The 15,564-nt window shown below is 56.4% G+C and carries 16 protein-coding genes and 1 pseudogene; 2 read left to right on the forward strand and 15 right to left on the reverse strand.

The genetic code is table 11. The features are described from left to right. Positions 1–56 precede the first annotated feature (56 nt). The 9 genes and pseudogenes from C7534_RS11085 to C7534_RS11135 form a co-directional block, all read right to left on the reverse strand. Positions 57–584, reverse strand: a complete 528-nt coding sequence (locus C7534_RS11085; RefSeq protein WP_109785986.1) for a lysis system i-spanin subunit Rz — start codon at positions 582–584, stop codon at positions 57–59. Continuing rightward, positions 581–1,114 carry a glycoside hydrolase family 19 protein gene (locus C7534_RS11090; protein ID WP_109785775.1) on the reverse strand — a complete coding sequence of 178 codons (534 nt, stop codon included), beginning with the start codon at positions 1,112–1,114 and terminating at the stop codon, positions 581–583. Before C7534_RS11090 ends, C7534_RS11085 begins: the two co-directional genes overlap by 4 nt. A gap of 56 nt (positions 1,115–1,170) precedes the next feature. After that, complete coding sequence (locus C7534_RS11100) at positions 1,171–2,301, reverse strand: acyltransferase family protein (protein WP_109785776.1); 1,131 nt, start codon at positions 2,299–2,301, stop codon at positions 1,171–1,173. A 248-nt stretch (positions 2,302–2,549) separates the two neighbouring features. Further along, a pseudogene (locus tag C7534_RS11105) lies at positions 2,550–2,723 on the reverse strand (cell wall hydrolase); the annotation flags it as partial. Positions 2,724–2,780: 57 nt separating this feature from the next. Beyond that, a complete protein-coding gene (locus C7534_RS11110; protein ID WP_109785777.1) occupies positions 2,781–3,008 on the reverse strand; it encodes a hypothetical protein in 228 nt (75 codons plus the stop codon). Between the two features lies 1 nt (position 3,009). Next, positions 3,010–4,041 (reverse strand): hypothetical protein, encoded by a 1,032-nt coding sequence (locus C7534_RS11115; protein WP_218278076.1) that lies wholly within the window; start codon positions 4,039–4,041, stop codon positions 3,010–3,012. 3 nt (positions 4,042–4,044) lie between these two features. After that, entirely contained in the window at positions 4,045–7,257 is a 3,213-nt protein-coding gene (locus C7534_RS11120) for a host specificity protein J (protein WP_109785778.1), read from the reverse strand. Further along, the gene (locus C7534_RS11125; protein ID WP_109785779.1) at positions 7,254–7,847 is read right to left on the reverse strand and encodes a tail assembly protein; all 594 of its coding nucleotides are present in this window, start codon (positions 7,845–7,847) and stop codon (positions 7,254–7,256) included. Before C7534_RS11125 ends, C7534_RS11120 begins: the two co-directional genes overlap by 4 nt. 589 nt (positions 7,848–8,436) lie before the next feature. Next, positions 8,437–8,781 carry a hypothetical protein gene (locus C7534_RS11135; protein WP_109785781.1) on the reverse strand — a complete coding sequence of 115 codons (345 nt, stop codon included), beginning with the start codon at positions 8,779–8,781 and terminating at the stop codon, positions 8,437–8,439. Positions 8,782–8,973: 192 nt separating this feature from the next. Here C7534_RS11135 and C7534_RS11140 point away from each other — a divergent pair, with 192 nt between their 5' ends. Further along, positions 8,974–9,405, forward strand: coding sequence for an RDD family protein (locus C7534_RS11140; protein ID WP_109785782.1), 432 nt, complete (start codon positions 8,974–8,976; stop codon positions 9,403–9,405). A gap of 134 nt (positions 9,406–9,539) precedes the next feature. Next, positions 9,540–10,097, forward strand: coding sequence for a hypothetical protein (locus tag C7534_RS11145; protein ID WP_109785783.1), 558 nt, complete (start codon positions 9,540–9,542; stop codon positions 10,095–10,097). 13 nt (positions 10,098–10,110) lie between these two features. On the opposite strand, the gene C7534_RS11150 is transcribed toward C7534_RS11145, so the two are convergent. The 6 genes from C7534_RS11150 to C7534_RS11175 are packed head-to-tail and all read right to left on the reverse strand — an operon-like array spanning position 10,111 to position 15,564. Beyond that, positions 10,111–10,827, reverse strand: coding sequence for a C40 family peptidase (locus C7534_RS11150; protein WP_109785784.1), 717 nt, complete (start codon positions 10,825–10,827; stop codon positions 10,111–10,113). Between the two features lie 2 nt (positions 10,828–10,829). Continuing rightward, positions 10,830–11,522, reverse strand: coding sequence for a phage minor tail protein L (locus C7534_RS11155; RefSeq protein ID WP_109785785.1), 693 nt, complete (start codon positions 11,520–11,522; stop codon positions 10,830–10,832). Next, positions 11,519–11,848: a phage tail protein gene (locus C7534_RS11160; RefSeq protein WP_109785786.1), complete on the reverse strand. Its 330-nt coding sequence runs from the start codon at positions 11,846–11,848 to the stop codon at positions 11,519–11,521. Before C7534_RS11160 ends, C7534_RS11155 begins: the two co-directional genes overlap by 4 nt. A 9-nt stretch (positions 11,849–11,857) precedes the next feature. Further along, positions 11,858–14,833, reverse strand: a complete 2,976-nt coding sequence (locus C7534_RS11165; protein ID WP_109785787.1) for a phage tail tape measure protein — start codon at positions 14,831–14,833, stop codon at positions 11,858–11,860. A 27-nt stretch (positions 14,834–14,860) separates the two neighbouring features. Continuing rightward, the gene (locus C7534_RS11170) at positions 14,861–15,127 is read right to left on the reverse strand and encodes a DUF1799 domain-containing protein (protein ID WP_256594764.1); all 267 of its coding nucleotides are present in this window, start codon (positions 15,125–15,127) and stop codon (positions 14,861–14,863) included. Between the two features lie 53 nt (positions 15,128–15,180). Next, positions 15,181–15,564: a phage tail assembly chaperone gene (locus C7534_RS11175; RefSeq protein WP_109785789.1), complete on the reverse strand. Its 384-nt coding sequence runs from the start codon at positions 15,562–15,564 to the stop codon at positions 15,181–15,183.

Here is a 15,564-nt window from a genome sequence, read left to right on the forward strand (position 1 = left end):
CGAGCTGCGCCGACGTTACAAGCTCAAGGCTGGCGCTAAGGTCAGCGCATAAGAGGCTACTTCGGCGTCGAAACCTCTCTCGCATAGGCCTGGCAGGCTCTCAGGGCGATGAGTCCTTGGTCGCCGCTGTCGGTGATGCCGATAATTCGTTGAGCATGCGCTGGGTCAAGTCTGGCGCGCGCGCCTCCATGAACCATGCCGCCGGCTTCGGTACCGGTTGGCACTGAACAGCCACTGGCCGGATCTGTGGCATCGAGAAAGACTGACAGCCGCAAATCAGAAGTGGCAAGGCGATCGCGCAGGCGCGCCTGATCAGTTTGAGCATCTGTCAGTTCCTTGTGATGGGTTTGATCGCTGGCCGCCAGCCGCTGCTCGAGCGCCAGGCGCTTGTCTTGATCGGCACGCACCTGAGCGGCGGCCGCGTTGCTGATGGTGGTCAGGTCGTCCTTGTGCAATCCGGCCTGCTCGGCAAGCTGCTTACCCAAGCGCGAGTCCTGAATCTGCCACGCCAGCGCCGCACTACCGCCCATCAACGTTACGATCAGTACCAATGCGCCGCCGATACGCCATGAAAGCGGAATCATGCCAGCACCGCCCGGGCGCGAGCCCATATCTCAAGTCGATCCTGAAGGCCGTTCAAGCCGCCGTTGATGCGCCGGGTGATGCTGTTGAACTGGTCCTGATCGGCCAAGGTGTTCAGTCCCTTCGTTGCCCAGAACCACGCCGCCGACAGGCAGGCATACTGCGGCTGCTCCAGCAACTCAGGCTGATTGATCAAGTCCAGACCCAGCGCTTCGCCGCAGGCGGCATAGTTGGCCCGGCCGGTGATCTGAATCAGGCCTCGCCCCCGGTATCTGGAACCGTCACCCTTTACGGAATTGCCAAGGTCCGCCCGCCCCTCATACTTGGCTTGGGCTGGGGTCGGACCCCAAATCTCCCGGACGTAGAGCAACTGGCCGGACTCGTGCCCGATCTGGGCAATGAAGGCGGCCAACCTCTTGGACCCGACAATCTGGTACCGCTGCATCGCCGTGTTTAGGACAGGAACAAAAACGCCGGCTCTTTGGCCGGCGTTCGGGAGGATCTGCAGCAGTTGCTGCGCGGTTATGGGCATTACTTTTCTCCAGAAATAAAAAACCGCCCGGAGGCGGTTTAATATTATTTTTTACATTAGGCAGACTGGCGCGCTGGAATACTCCAAAACGTTAATAGCTTCCCTAGGCTTATGCCAAGTCGTTCGATATACTTTTCTGAAAAAGCGGAAATCGGAATAGTAATAGCTGTTGAGATGAATGCCGACCCAAGCCCAGCAATAAGTGGATATGCAACAACTTGCAGGGGATATACTTTCGACATAACCCCCCAAACCAGATAAAGAATAGGAACATTGATCAGATAAAAACTATAACTAATTCTCCCCATAAATAGAACTGGAGCAGACACCAAAAAGCGGTGAATCAACCCCCGCCTAACAGAGGCTGCCGTGTACACAACCATGCCACCAAGTATGGATTGAGCGACTAATCCCGACACACCAGCTCTAGGGACGCAGTGTCTAGCAAAAACGAATGCGAAAATTGCCACCGCAAGGTGCCACGGCTTAACTTCAAATTTTATCTCGGATATTTGAGGAGAAGCGACACCAACACCGATAGCAAAGGCGAGGAGGTACGGCCATAGATTATTCAAGTAGCCGACCAAAACCGGATAGTCAATCGCGAAAGTCGCGTAGCAGGCAGCGAGAATAAGAGCAAAAAAGCCAAATTTCCGCCGCAACAGCACAAACAACAACACAAACGGTGCCGCAAACATCTCAACCTGCAAGCTCCAGGACGGTCCATGGATAGTAGGTTCGTAAAGTGATGCGCTCTTCCAGAAAACCTCAAAGTTAACTGCTGGGTACTCGATCTTGCCACCTACCATCAAAAAAATAACCCAGTATAAAAGCATGCAACCAATCATTGCCGGGTAGATTCTGGTGCACCGCTTAATGAAAAAGTCTGCGGAAACAACCCAAGCATTCCCCACTTTATTCAGATTGCGATCAATTGATCCACTAAGAACGTATCCGCTAAGGACGAAAAAAAGCAGCACTGCACTGTCGCCATTGAATACGGCAAGTAGAGCCTTGTTTAGTGCATCAGACCAATTCGAAATAGTTATTACGGGCGCATACAAAACACTTCCAACAAGGCCAACATTGTAATGAAGAATCCCATGGAAAAATGTAACCGCTAAGGCAGCGCATCCCCTTAACCCGTCAAGCGCAGCAACATGACGGTTTGAAAAATCTCGATTCATTCTCACTCCTTTTTGAGCTAAGTGTACAGGATGTCCCGCGCTTGAATACAAACGGCGCAGGCATCCTGTCGGAATTTATCAGCTACTGGAATCGCTAGGCAAAAATACCCCATCTATGTGCCGCCAACGTTCGCTAGGCATTGGGATTACGTCGGTTATCTCAATCAAAGCCTCGCAGAACTCCGGCGTAAACCTTTCCTCTATAAGGATTTCCAGGCCGACTAAATCGCTCCGAGCGCCGTAATCGTAGGTTTCAGGCAGACGCTGGCGTACCCCTCACCCCACCATGACTTGGTCTTTCCATCGAACACCCGGTTGCGGATGGTCCAGGCCACGGCGATCTGGCCGGCCAGCGATTCCCCGCGAGCCTCACCCCATAGCGTGCGTGCGAGGATGTCGCGATCATTTTCGGTAACTTTCATTTTTTTCCAGGCAAAAATAAACCCGCTCTATGGCGGGTGCTTTTCTTGCAACAAGCTCTATTCCAGGATGGCGGCAACATCAGGATTTGCCAGCAAGAATGCTTTCAACTTGTCCAATGGATTTGTGACGATCACTGGCGGCGGATTAATGAATGCCATATACCGAGGATCATTATCGGCAACGACTCCTTGGTTAGGGTACACATCAGCGTCCTGCTGGTTGCCGAACACAGAAACAATCTTCAGCTCTTCATCATCTTCAAACTGCACAAATAAAGTGGTCATATCAGAACCTGTAAGAAGTGGTGTTGATGCCGTAGGTCGGGGTGCCGGCCGAGCTTGCGCACTGGTAATAAATAAACTGGGCGCCGGTGACATCCAGTTCAAATGTGTTAACTAGCGTCACGCCATTTAACGCGAACTGCGAGCCGGCCAATGCATTGACAGCATCTTCAGACAGAGTTGTGCTCAGGTTGCTCGCGACAGTGCTGGTCAGGCCAAAACTGCCGCCGACTGATACCGCGTTTGCCGGAATTGAACCCGAGACAGATAGCGCGGTTGGTGACCCCGCCATGGTGTTTGTAGAAATTGCTGTTCTTGGCGCAAAGCTGACCCTTCGGTCGCGCAACAGCACAGGCAGAAACTGGCTGCTGGCGTTCGTTGGCAGCACCGCAATCAACGCCGAGGCTGTGTACCCAGCCGGCATGTTGGCACCCCCGTACACCTGGCCCACCAAGGCGCTTGCATTGACTGCCAGCAGGGCCGACGCGGCGGTGCTAGGGTTGTAAATCGCGTAGAGCCCAACAAATCCAGAAACAGGCGCCGCTCCGGTATCCATGCCGCCAGCGCCGACCGTGCCCAGGTTGATCGTTTTGTTGACGTTCGGCAGGCAGTATCGCAAGCCGCCAAGTACAGTCTCCACAACCACTTCGTCTGCAGTAAAGGTCGCAATCGATGATGCGGTGCTTTGGTAAAGCCTTGCATTTCGAGCCTGCCCAACTACCCCAGACACTTGGCCAAAAGCGACTGCCTGATTCGCGCTTGCGGCGTTCGGCACCTGTACAAGTGTGGTGAACACAGGAGAATCCAGTGGCGCCATCGGCCCGTCAATTGGGCCTTTGTCGACCCATGCCGAGTTAGCCGCGTTACGCTGCTTGAGTCGACCGGTCCCAGTGTCCGCCCATACCTGCGCCGGGAAAGTAGGGCTCGGCGCAGAAGCGCCGCTGCTCTGCGATGCCAAGGCCTTCAGCGCCAGATTGATATCGGCGCGGACAGCAACGCCCGCCCCGTTATCCACAGTAAAGTCATGCTGCGACATAGGTCAGTATCCCTTTGAGATGTAGTCAATCGAGCGGCCCGACTGGGCTACCCCACTGGAATTGCGGATGAAGACCGTGAAGCCGAAGACGGTCTTGGCAGAGACGTCGAGATAATCGCCAGGCGAGAGGCCTTGCGCTGTCAGGCTGACGGCTGGGCTGGCTTTGAACGGTGGCGAGTACACGACTGGCAGGCCCAAGGCTGGAACCGGGATGTCGTTCCCGCTCTCGATCCGGTCTGGCATATCAATCGTCACCTCAAGGGTCGAGACGTCGATCCAGTTCGTCGCCAGCAGGACCTCCCCACGAAGCTGGAAGTCGAAGACACGAGCGCGGTAGTCACCGACAACAAACGGTTTCCACGCAGACCAGGCAGCCGGCAACACGTCGGAGGTTCGAACCCACAGAGACAGCGAGGCGCCGACCGGTGGGTCGCCGTCGATGCTGATCATCGAGTCGAAATCAACAATCGTGTCGATGTAGCTGCCGTCGTCGTACAGCACGGCTTCAACGTTCGCCGTCAGGCGGCAGTCGTAGACGTAACCCAGATCGGAAGGCGCCGCGAAGCTGTAGGTCATCGACAGGCTAGAGCCGCCGTACTTGTCGATCTCCCCGAGCCATGCATCAAGATCGGGAATGTCATCGAACAGCCCGAGCGCGGCCATTTTCAGCACGCCTCCAGCGACTGCGGCATTAACCGCAACGCCAGAGAATGCAGGCGACTCCGTGACCGTCAGGACAACGTTGTCCGGCAGAGGGACTTGCGCATCAGACCAGACTTCAGTGATCGGCCCGCCGACCCCGGAGGAGTCAACCGCGCGCGCCAAATACTTGCCGGGCAACAGCGAAACGACCGCGGATGTTGAGCGCCCCGCTACCTCGGTGAGCGGCAGTGCTGTATCCCAATTCGCCGACGTGTTGCGGGACTGGCGGATATTAACGCTACCGCCCAGCTTCACATCCAGCTCAGGGACTGGGTCCCACGCCAGAGTTGCGACACTATTGATGACATCCAACCGGAGGCCGGACAGCGCCCCCGGCGGAGCCAGAAGTGCCTGAGCCGTATAGCTTTGCCGTGACGAAGGGCCGGACAGTCCAAGCACGGACCTGGGCGTGACCTGAACCGACCATGCACCAGCGGACGCAGACTCGAAATCAATGTTTGGCGTCGATATTTCGCCAACGAACTCCCAGTTCCCACCCGGTTTAAGGACTTCGACCAGGTAACGCATAGCCCTTGCTGAAGGAGTCCAGCTGACCGACAGCCTGGCAGCTGCAAGCCCTGTCCCAGTGTCATACAGCGACTCAAGGAAGGTCAGTTGGCCGACGGCATCCGGTGCTGCCAAGTTGACGATGCTCGTTGGGGCATCGACATCAGGAATCCCGAAGTCCACCTCGTTGAACTTGTCGGCATCGTAGGCGACAGCGCTGATGGCATATGTCCCGTCGTCACCCTCCGTAATGCCGACGACGCGGAACTTCTGCGTGTCCAGTGCGGCACCGGCAAAGACCCAGGGAGCCGACGCCAGTGGTGCAGAAGGTAATGCCGGCGAGACGACCACGGAAGTGGCGCCCGTCGAAACAGAGACGCTCCGGCTGGCATAGCTGCCGTCGGCCAGAATGACGCTGATCACGCCGCCCCCGCCGAACCCTAGCGGGGCGTCAAGGAGCAAGGCTGTGGTTGTACTGCCAGCCAGCAATCGGCCGCCATTGCGCGCGCCGGCGCGGTTGGCATCGGCGATGTCGATGATATCGCCGGGCAAAGGGATTGCCCCGTCAGCGCCGACGGCGAACGTTACCGCCTCGCTTTCGGCGAAAAGAATCCAGCGACCCAGTCGACGTGCCTGGCCGCGCGACCTGCAGCCAACGGCGACAACGTCGGTCTGCTGGATACGACCCCATTTGGCAATCAGTTCAGGCCGCTCGACAATCTCGACCGACTGCTTGTATTGCTGAAAAGGATCGTTCCAGGTGACAGCCGCCATGTTGAAGCGCTGATCTGACGCCACTGATTGATAGCCGAAGTCGCCCCCGACGATATTCGCGTTATTGAACAAATACCGACTGGTGCGCGGCGCATCCTGCACAGCCGTCAGCGCACCGCCCGCCCAGAAACAGATCGCCCGAAACACGGAGGCCATATCATTGACCAGCTTCCATGCGTCTTGCTGGGTGGTCAGGGCCATGTTGCAGGTAAAACGAGGTTCATAGCCGCCGGTGCCGTAACCATTTGGAACCAGCACGTCGCAGTATTGCGAGATGCTGTAAAGCGCGTATTTATCAATCAGGGACGAATCGAGCAAGCCTCCCAGCCCGTAACGGGTATTGGTCAGCATGTCGTACCAGATCCAGGCCGGGTTATCCGTCCACGCGCGCTTGAACGTGCCATCCCACGATCCGCTGTAGATCCGGGTGGCCGGGTCGTAGTTGACCGGCACCAGAACCTTAATCCCCTGAACCATGAACGCCATGCGCGGGATGCTGGAGAACTGCTGTGCATCAATCGAGATGCCGACCATGGCGGTGTTGGGGTAACGCAGTTTTTCATCCCACAGCAGCGTCAAGCTGTCGAAGAAGGTACGGTTTTGGATCGATGAGCTAACAGAGTCCGCAGTGAGCCGGGTAACCCGCACGTAACGCGGTGAGCCGCCGGAAGCCGGCAGACGTATGTAATACGAAAACTGCGTGCGGCTCATGGTCTTGCCATCAATCGCCAGGTCGCCACACAGCGCAAACCAGGCGCCACTACCAACCTTCCCTTCAATGCGGAAATCGGCTCTTGCTCCGGTCATGTCCCCGTTTTGGGTGTTTTGAGTGGACAGCTGTGGGGTGCTGACCGTCACCCGGACCGCGTCTACATCGGTGTCAGTGATGGCGCGTTCGGCCGAAACTCCCGCCTTGAGTTCAAGCCCAATTGTCTGTTCCGCCTCAAGCCCGGTCATGGGCATGTAGGGCTGCCACTGCGTCCCGTAACGGTAATCAAGAATAACATCGGAAAAGTTGAAGCTTCCGTCAGGGTTTTGCAGCGGCACATCGTCGAAAAAAATCCCCATGGCGCCATAAGGGATACCGTTAATTTCGCCCTCACTGATCGCGTGCAGGGTGCGGACATGCTGACGCGATCGCAGGCTGTTCGGCGCCTCGACAGGCGTTCTTGCGGACCCTCCGCCACCACCGCCGCTCTTCCCGCCCTTGCGACCTTCAATAAGCTCGCTCATGCCGGGATCGCCTCCGCCCAGGTACCTACACCGACGACACTCGAACCCACCAGCATTTGCCCATAGACGATGGGAACCGGCAGGCCTTGCTGGGTCGAGTTGAACGCGCCGTTGAACAGGTAGCTGGGTTTGTTTTCGGTGGTGGCTTGTTCTTGTTGGGTGGCGGTCTTAGGAACTGGCGTGAGCAATTGCGAAACACCGCCAATCGTCAAAGATAAGCCAATGGAGAATGCGACAGGTCCGAGCCAGATCGACGCAACCATCAGAGCAACGCCCGCGATAGTTTGAAACAGTCCTCCGCGTTTGCTGCCAGAAATAATCGGGACAATACGGACCTCAGCAGTTCCCGTTAAACCGAACTCGTCCGTCCCAACGTTTTGCCGATTACGGAAAATGGCGAAGCGCACGCCCAATCGAGAAAGTCGAGTGATCTCGGACTCAAAACCTTCAACGGTGTGCTTCAGAGCGCTCATCACCTCATTGGTCGTTCCACTTTCAAGTAGATAGCTCTTTTGGCGCCAAAAGGCTTTTGCCAAGCTTCCGGACAGCTTTACGATAGTCATCAGCTGACGGTTGACTGCAACGCTCATACCTTTCTCCAGGCAATAAAAAACCGCCTCTATGGGCGGTTTTTTGATTAATTGATTGTTACCTGATTCTGGTAAGCCTCAGACTTCCATCAGACGGGAGAAGTATCCGGTAGGCAACTTTTGACCCTGCTTTCAGATCTGCATCTTGCGAGGTAGAAATGTCTGGGCACATTCCGCTTCCAGTTTCTAAACGAAAGAAGTATGGCCCTGGCTCGAGGCTTAACTGAATGAACTCTCCGCTTCTGATCGCGAATACCTTTGTATTGTTGACGTATACATCATGGGTACATCCAGATCCAAAGATGCCGGTGTCACGCAAAAACACTACCTCTGCTTTACCTGGTAGATCGCCCGATTTTACATATTCAGGGGCATATACCCTTTCCGATGGGATAGGGTTCGCAGTCTGCTCGGTCACCGGGCTCGTAGAACACCCCGCCAGCGCGAAAAATACCAGGGCTGTAATAGCTTTCCACATTGCTGAGCCTCCATGTGTTTTGCCGACTCTAACAGGGCGGTTGCGTTAGACAAATCCCTCTAAACGAAAAAGCCCAGCGTGGCGGCTGGGCTTTGGCAAGAATCAATAAATTTACAGGCAATTACGCACCGCATCTTCAATTGCTGTTCGGCCTACGCCGGGCATCCAGGCCAACCTCTGGTAATAAACTGCAGAACTGCCTGATGGCGCTTTCTTGATCTCCAATAGCTCATCGGTCAATTGCATCGTTCCGACTACAAGACGATAACCGTATTCAGTTTCGGACATCATTGCGTCAGATCTCGCGTCCTGCCACTGAGGAAACACACACAAGGCGTATTGCTTCGGGTCTTTCTTGGTGGTCGCACTCACCGTTGGGGTGTTATTCCGCAAATCGCTTGGCGACACACACCCCGCCAGCGCGATCAACGCCAAAGCACCTAAAAACAGTTTCATGTCGTTCCCTCGTTGAGTTTTGGCGAATGTAGCAGGGCTTTTCCGCCTGTACGAATCCCCAGTAACGCCACACTGCTTGCAGACAGTAGCATTATGCCTCTACACGTCGAGCCCACCCCCCCCTAAAAACTCAAAGAATGGGGTTGGGAAGCCAGACTGATTAACCTTCGATAGTAGGCATTGGAGCGGTATATGGAAGTGTCAAGAACAGGTCTTCTAATGCGGCGAGTGGGTGCGTACATCCTCGACATGGCTGCGTTAATTCTCGCCCTTCATGGACTGAACGAAGTAGGCCTTTACTTCGGACCGTTTTTTCAAGCGTCCTCGTATCTGTTCTATTTTTTGATTTTTGAATGGGTCTGGGGGGGTAAAACGCCGGGAAAATTCGTCTTTCAAATATGCGTGATCAATGGTGCCGGCGGTCCTCCAACTTTTGTTCAGTCACTCATTCGCGGTATCACCAGGCACATAGAAGTGCTCCTGGGGATTATCACAGTATTCATTCTCGCCAAGTCTGAAAAATTCCAACGAGTGGGCGATATTCTTGCGAAGACTTATGTCATCCCGACGAGGGATTTAGCCCAGCTACGAATCGCAACACGGGGTGAGCATTCGCCTTTATGAATCGTCCGTAGCGCCCCGCCATCCTCCGTAGTAGCCTCCAGCCCTTACGCAACGGATTTCCCAGTCCTTTGCCTGCAAGCCCAAGGACTAGGGAAGCGCCAATTTCGGCGCGGAAAACGGAAAGGTAGCAATCTATGCCGGCTCACCAAAATTACCCGCAGATGAAGAAGGCTGAAACCGAGGATGGCTTTCAGGAGTGGCCTTTTCGCGCCGAAGGCATCAGCCCCGATGGCGATCGCAACAACGGCGGCATTGATCTCATTGCAGAACCGCATCGCATAGACGAGATACATGAGGCCACCACAGAAAATGGCCTTCGGTATGTATTAGAAGCCCTCAACGCACCGGGCGGGCTCTTTATGTCCCTAGGGTGTCTGTCCGCATTCGATGATCTTTATCACTCGTATGTTGAGTTCACATTTAGAGATCATGTCTCAGCAATAGACGAGTCAAATATCCTGGCTATCCATGAGCGCTGGCAGTCCTGGCTCGCAGAGCGAGACGCAGAGATTCCAGGCTTGGCCCAGGCAACAAATCTACGTTCGGCATGGGACTATCGGGCATTTTCACTCCGTGGAAACGCGCCGCAATATCTGATAACCGTCTACCATCGTGAACATGATGCCGAGTCTCACGCAAAAGTAGTTCAGTGGTTTGAGAGATTTCTTCTTGAAGTAGAGCATTCATTTTAATTACCTAACCCGGTCAGGAGGGTGCACGCTTGTAGCGCAGGATGTGCGTAGTGCACTCGCGGTACGCGCGACCGTAAACCTCTTTGCAACTCAGCCGCCCATAGAGGTGATGCAGCAGCACGTCGCCGTCCAGCCAGATCGCGCCATGACACGGTGTCGGGCTGCCGATGGCCATGACGATCAGATCACCCTGCTCCGGCGTATCGACTTGAACGAAGCCGGCCTTGGTGAAATTGTCGACGTACAGGTTCTCGCCGTTGTTCCACCAATCATCCTTGCGGTGGAAATCCATCAGAGTGATGCCAAGCACCTGGCGATAGTAATCGCGAACCAGCGTGTAGCAGTCGATGACACCATGGACGAAGACGCGTCCTTCCAGTGCCAGTTCGCCGCTCGCTGGCATCTCATGCCAAGTGGCCACGCCATTGACCAAGCCAACGATCCACCAGGTGGTTCGGCTTACCGCGTGGCTGGCAAGATCATGCAGGCTCGGCTCGGGGCCGACGTCCGGATGCGAATGGACGATCACGACGATGTCGCCCAGGTCTTCGGCAGCCGCATAATCCTCGGGGTGCAGGATGAAGTGATCGGTCTCGTCCGACTGGTTGCGGCACGGCACGTACTGCGGTTTTCCGCGAACGCTGACGACCAAGCCGCAGGACTCGCGCGGATACTCGGCGCGGGCGTGAGCCTCAGCGTCAGACCGGCATTTCTTGAACAGTTCGCTCATGATCAAAGCCTCGGCACATTGGCAATACCCGGGAAGCCGCCGAACGGAAGCTCTGCGAACTCACCGAAGCGCAACTTGCAGCCCTTCATGGTGCGGCTGCATTGATCCCTTGCTGGATCGCTAGTTGGGTTATTCAGGTAATCCGCCACGGGCCCGCCGGCGTAACCGCACTCACCGGAGCGATACGCCCAGAGGCAAGTCCCGGCGATCACTTGGCGCCGAGGAAGCTTGACGCCGGTTAGATCGAGCGGCGACCCCAGATCGAACTCGATAGACGCCGAGTTCTCCGATGCCTTGCGCGTGATGATCCAGGTTTCTACCGGGTATTCCTCGGCGGGATTGGCCGTCGGGTTGCCGGTGGTGAAATTCACCGCGTCCAGGTACTTGACCAGCGTGCGACGGCGCTTGAGCTTGGCACCCAGCAGGTCTTCGTACTGCCGGCAGAGCGCAGAGATCGTGCCGCCAAAGTTGCCGACCTGAAGCTTCGGCCGGGCCGGCGAGCCCTGGCTTGGCGTTGAGAATTCAGAGCCCTTGAGTGGCCATGGCGTGTAGAGGACCCCTTTCCAAACAACCGACCCCAACGTCTCATTGGTGCCGGCGTGAAAACGAATGGTCTGATCGGGCAGGATCAGTTCGAAGCCTTCCCAGATGGACAGGCCTGTTGCCAGCGAAAGCTGACCTTGAAGAGCGGTCATTCGAACACCTCCTCGAAGGTTGCGGAAATGCTGTCAACGCGGCGAGCGATGTCAGTTCGTGTCCATTCGCGACAAACAAAAACCCCGATCGGGTGACCGGGGTGCGTGTAGTTGAAGGCTTCGATTGCGCCCCTGGCGATCAGGAACGCGTCAATGGCATCAATCTCGGTGTCGATCCGCTTGAACGTCAGCGAGTACTTGCGCCTCTGCCGGTTGATGCCGGTCCCCTGCCGTTGCTCATACCCATCACCGAACGTGACGACCTTGACCGTCGGCGTGATCACCCGGGAGGCGTCATAGGTTGCTCGCCATGTGAATGCCAGCATGATGCCTCCTTAAGCGAGTTGCCCGCCGTTACGGCGTGCAATTGCGATTTCCTGACGGCAGACGACCTTGATAGCTTCGGCCAGACGCGCCGGATCAGGCGTGGCACCGCCACCCTCAGAGGCGTCCACCGTTACGCTGACGTTGACCGCGCTGGAGTTTCCGCCTCCGCCACGCACACCAAGACGCCCCTGCGAGTCGCGAGCCAGCGGCACAATCGCCTCTTCCGTCTTCTCACCCATTACGCCCATCTGCCCGTTGGCCATTCCAAAAGCTGTTGGCTTGGTGACGATGTTGTTGGTGAAGGCACCACCATTGGCGAACATCTGCACGCCGCCGGACCAGGCGCCACCCTTGGCTTGTGGGAAGTACTGAGCGGAGTAACCAGACTGAGACGCGCCCAAAGAGGTGGATGAGCTGCCACCGAAGTACGAACTGGCCGCAGAGGTAGCCAAGCCGAACAGACCGTTCAGCGCCGCCGAACTGGCCTGCCGTGCTGCGATACGCGCCATGTCAGCAAGGATCGACTTGGCGAAGTCCGAGAACGATGCCTTTCCGGTCGTAACAAACTGAGCAAAGGCATCTTCCGCAGCACTGAAGGCATTGGTGAACAGGCTTTTCGTCTGTCCCGCCACGTCACGCGTCGACTCTAGGTAGTTCTCCCAGGCCGACGAGGCGCCGGCAGTCCAGCTACCTTGCGCTGAGGTCATGTCGTCATAGTTGGCGACCACCACATTGCGCAGATCCTGCTGACTCTGTGCGACGGCTTTCAGTTTGGCGTTGTACTCGTCGAGGCTCATGCCACGCGAGCCGTCACCGTACTGGTTGGCCAGATCGATGCGCTGGGCGTTGGCCTTGTCGTCGATGCTGTTTTGTTGGTCGGTCAGCGCACGCTGCCGATCACCCTGGCCGAGTCCGGCGGCTGCGCGCAACCCTTGCTGTCGAAGCGTCTCGACTTGCTGCTGTAAAGCGCTGGTGTAGGTGTTGACCGCCAGTGTTTGCTTGCGAAGCCGGCCTTCTTCGTTGGTCGCGATGATCGACAGTTCGCTATCGCTTTCCTGCTGCGCCTTGACCATGGAGCTGCGGGCGTCCGCGATCTTCTGATCGATCTGAATGATCTGCGCTGCAGTGGCGCCCTTTTTGGTCTTGGCATCCTCAAGTGCGTCGATTTCCGACTGGTACCCCTGAGCAACCTCTCCGGCTTGTTGCTTCATCAGGCTGACCCGCTGTTCGGTGTAACTGGTCTGCGAGATCACCCCGGCACGCTGAGAAGCTTCGAGTTCCTTGTCCGCATTTTTGTAGTAGGCAAGAGTTTCGGCCAACGCATTTTTGGCGTTATTGAAACTGGTCAGATCAACGCTGCCCGCAGCCCCTTTCGGGTCCTTGAACTTGTCATTGATGTTCGAGATGTTCTTGTCGACAACCGTTTGATCAAGGCGCTTGTCATTTGGATCGGTTTTCCGGATATCGTCGAGCTGATGGCGATATTCCTTCAGTGCATCCGCGCGCTTTTGCTCATTCGTCCAGGACGACTTAGTGAGCGCATCGATCTTGACCATTGCTTGCTGGGATGCAAGCTGGGCCTTATCCTGGTCGCCTTGGTACTTTGCGATATCAGCTTCAGCAGCCTTCTGATCCTCAAGCATGTTGAGGCGATTGCTGTAGAACTCGATCATCTCCTGCTTGTTTTGGAACAGACCAACGTCGCCCGCCTGAGCCCGTGAAAGATCACGCTGAGCCTGCTCAATATCGGCGCCAATATCGCTACGGCCAATATTTTCCAGGTTGTCCGCGGCTTTGGCGACTTGGTTGTAGGCCTTTTCCCAGATGCTCAGATTTTCAAGGATTCGCGGAGTACGCTCGTTGATGGCGTCAGCGTATTGCTCTGTCGCGAGCTTTACGGCGCCGGCATGGTTCCCCTGTTCTTCCAACGCAGCGATCTGCGAGTAAACCGACGCAGTCAGGTAGTGGTACTGCTCATTCAGCGCAGCCGAAGCTTTGACCGGGTCATCGGCAAGCTTCGAAAACTCAGCGACCGTTTCACTAACGGCCTTACCGGTCGCTTCCTGCATGGAAACGGCGGCCTGGGTGATATCAGCAAAGCTCTCGCCGGCAATCTTGCCGTTTCCAGCCAGCAGTGCGAGCACTTCAGCGGCTTGGCCTGTTGTGCCTACAGTGGCGCTAACTTGACGTGCCATTTCTCCTAGCTGCCCAGCGCTCACGCCAGCAGCATTACCAGTCACCACCAATGACTTGTTGTACGCGTCCTGCTCTTCACTGCCCTTGTAATAGGCAAAGGTCAACCCACCGATGGCGGCGGTGACCAGGGCGATAGGACCAAGGATGGCCAGCAGACTGGAAGCAGAGGCCCCGGCGCCGGCGCCCAACTGAGCCACTGCTCGCACCCCGCTTCCCCAGTCACCGGATGACAGGGCGTTACCGAGCTGAACAACGTTCTCTTGTGCCTGACGAGTGCCGAGACGAAGCTTGTCGAACCCGGTGGCAGTTTTTTCGAGCTTGGCGTAATCCTTGTCGATCTTGCTCAGCGCAGAGTTGTACTGATCCTGATTGATACGGCCTGCATCGAGGTGTTTCCCCAACTGCTCCACCTGGGTATCCAGCTTCGATATCGCAGCTTTGGCCGGATCAATTGCGCCAAGCAGACTGTTCAGGGCTTTCTGTTCGTCCAGAGTCGACTTGGCCAGCGCCGCTTGCTGTTTGTCGAGTTGCGCAGTGACCTTGGAAAACTCGGCTTCACCATAAGCGCCAGTCTCAGTGAGCTTCGACAGGCTTTCGCGTTGCTTTGCCAGTTCCTGAGTGGTGGTCGCGCCTTTCGACAGTGACTTCTCCAGCGCCTCCATTTCTTTCATCAGGCCGACGGCGGATTGTTCTGCGCGTTCGCCGGACTTCGCCATCTTGTCGAGATCGGTCGCAGCCTGGGCCGCTTCGGACGAGTCGACCTTTAGCCCGAGCTCTGCAATGTTCATCGACTCACCCTGAATAAGTGCCCGTGATTACGGGCTGTTGTCGTTGGCGTCGGCCATTACCGCGATGGCTTCCGACTCCATGACACGAATGTCCTGAAACACGCCCGGGCGATCCTTCGCGGGTATGCCGATGAGCCGCATTACGTTCGGGAGGACCCCGTAATCGAGTCCGGTCGCGCCGCACGCACCTGTACGCCACTGAGTTCCCATCGAATCCATGACAAGGAACGACTTCCAGTTGTCAGGCCATACCTCGAAGGAGTCATCGACATCCTTCGAAGTAAGGCCAAACACTGAAAGGACCCCGGCGTCAGCGGTCGGCTCGTACAGCGCACGCGCGACGTCGGTCAGTTTCCCAGGCGGGCTTTCCCGTAGGCTTCGCTGTAGGCCTTCACGACGGCATCAGAAACACCGACGCAGCTCTTCACGAGGGCAGTGATCGATTCGTCGTTAACCTCATCGTCGAACTCCCATGCAACAACCAGATCTTTGATCTGGTCCACCCCTTGTTGAACTTCTGCCTCGGTAACTTCCGTCAGCGTCGGCTCTTTGCCTTTGAACCGTTCGCCGATGGCTTCAGCTTTTGCCTTCCAGGCATCGAACAGTTCAGCCAACGCTGTGCGATCTCGGTACTTGAACGTGAACGGCACCATTTCTGGGGCTCCGCCCACCTGAGGGATGGCCACCTCGACGGTGAACGTCGGTTTTGGCGCAATGGAAAACTTTGCCAT

Source organism: Pseudomonas sp. OV226, assembly GCF_003148705.1.
Lineage (GTDB): Bacteria > Pseudomonadota > Gammaproteobacteria > Pseudomonadales > Pseudomonadaceae > Aquipseudomonas.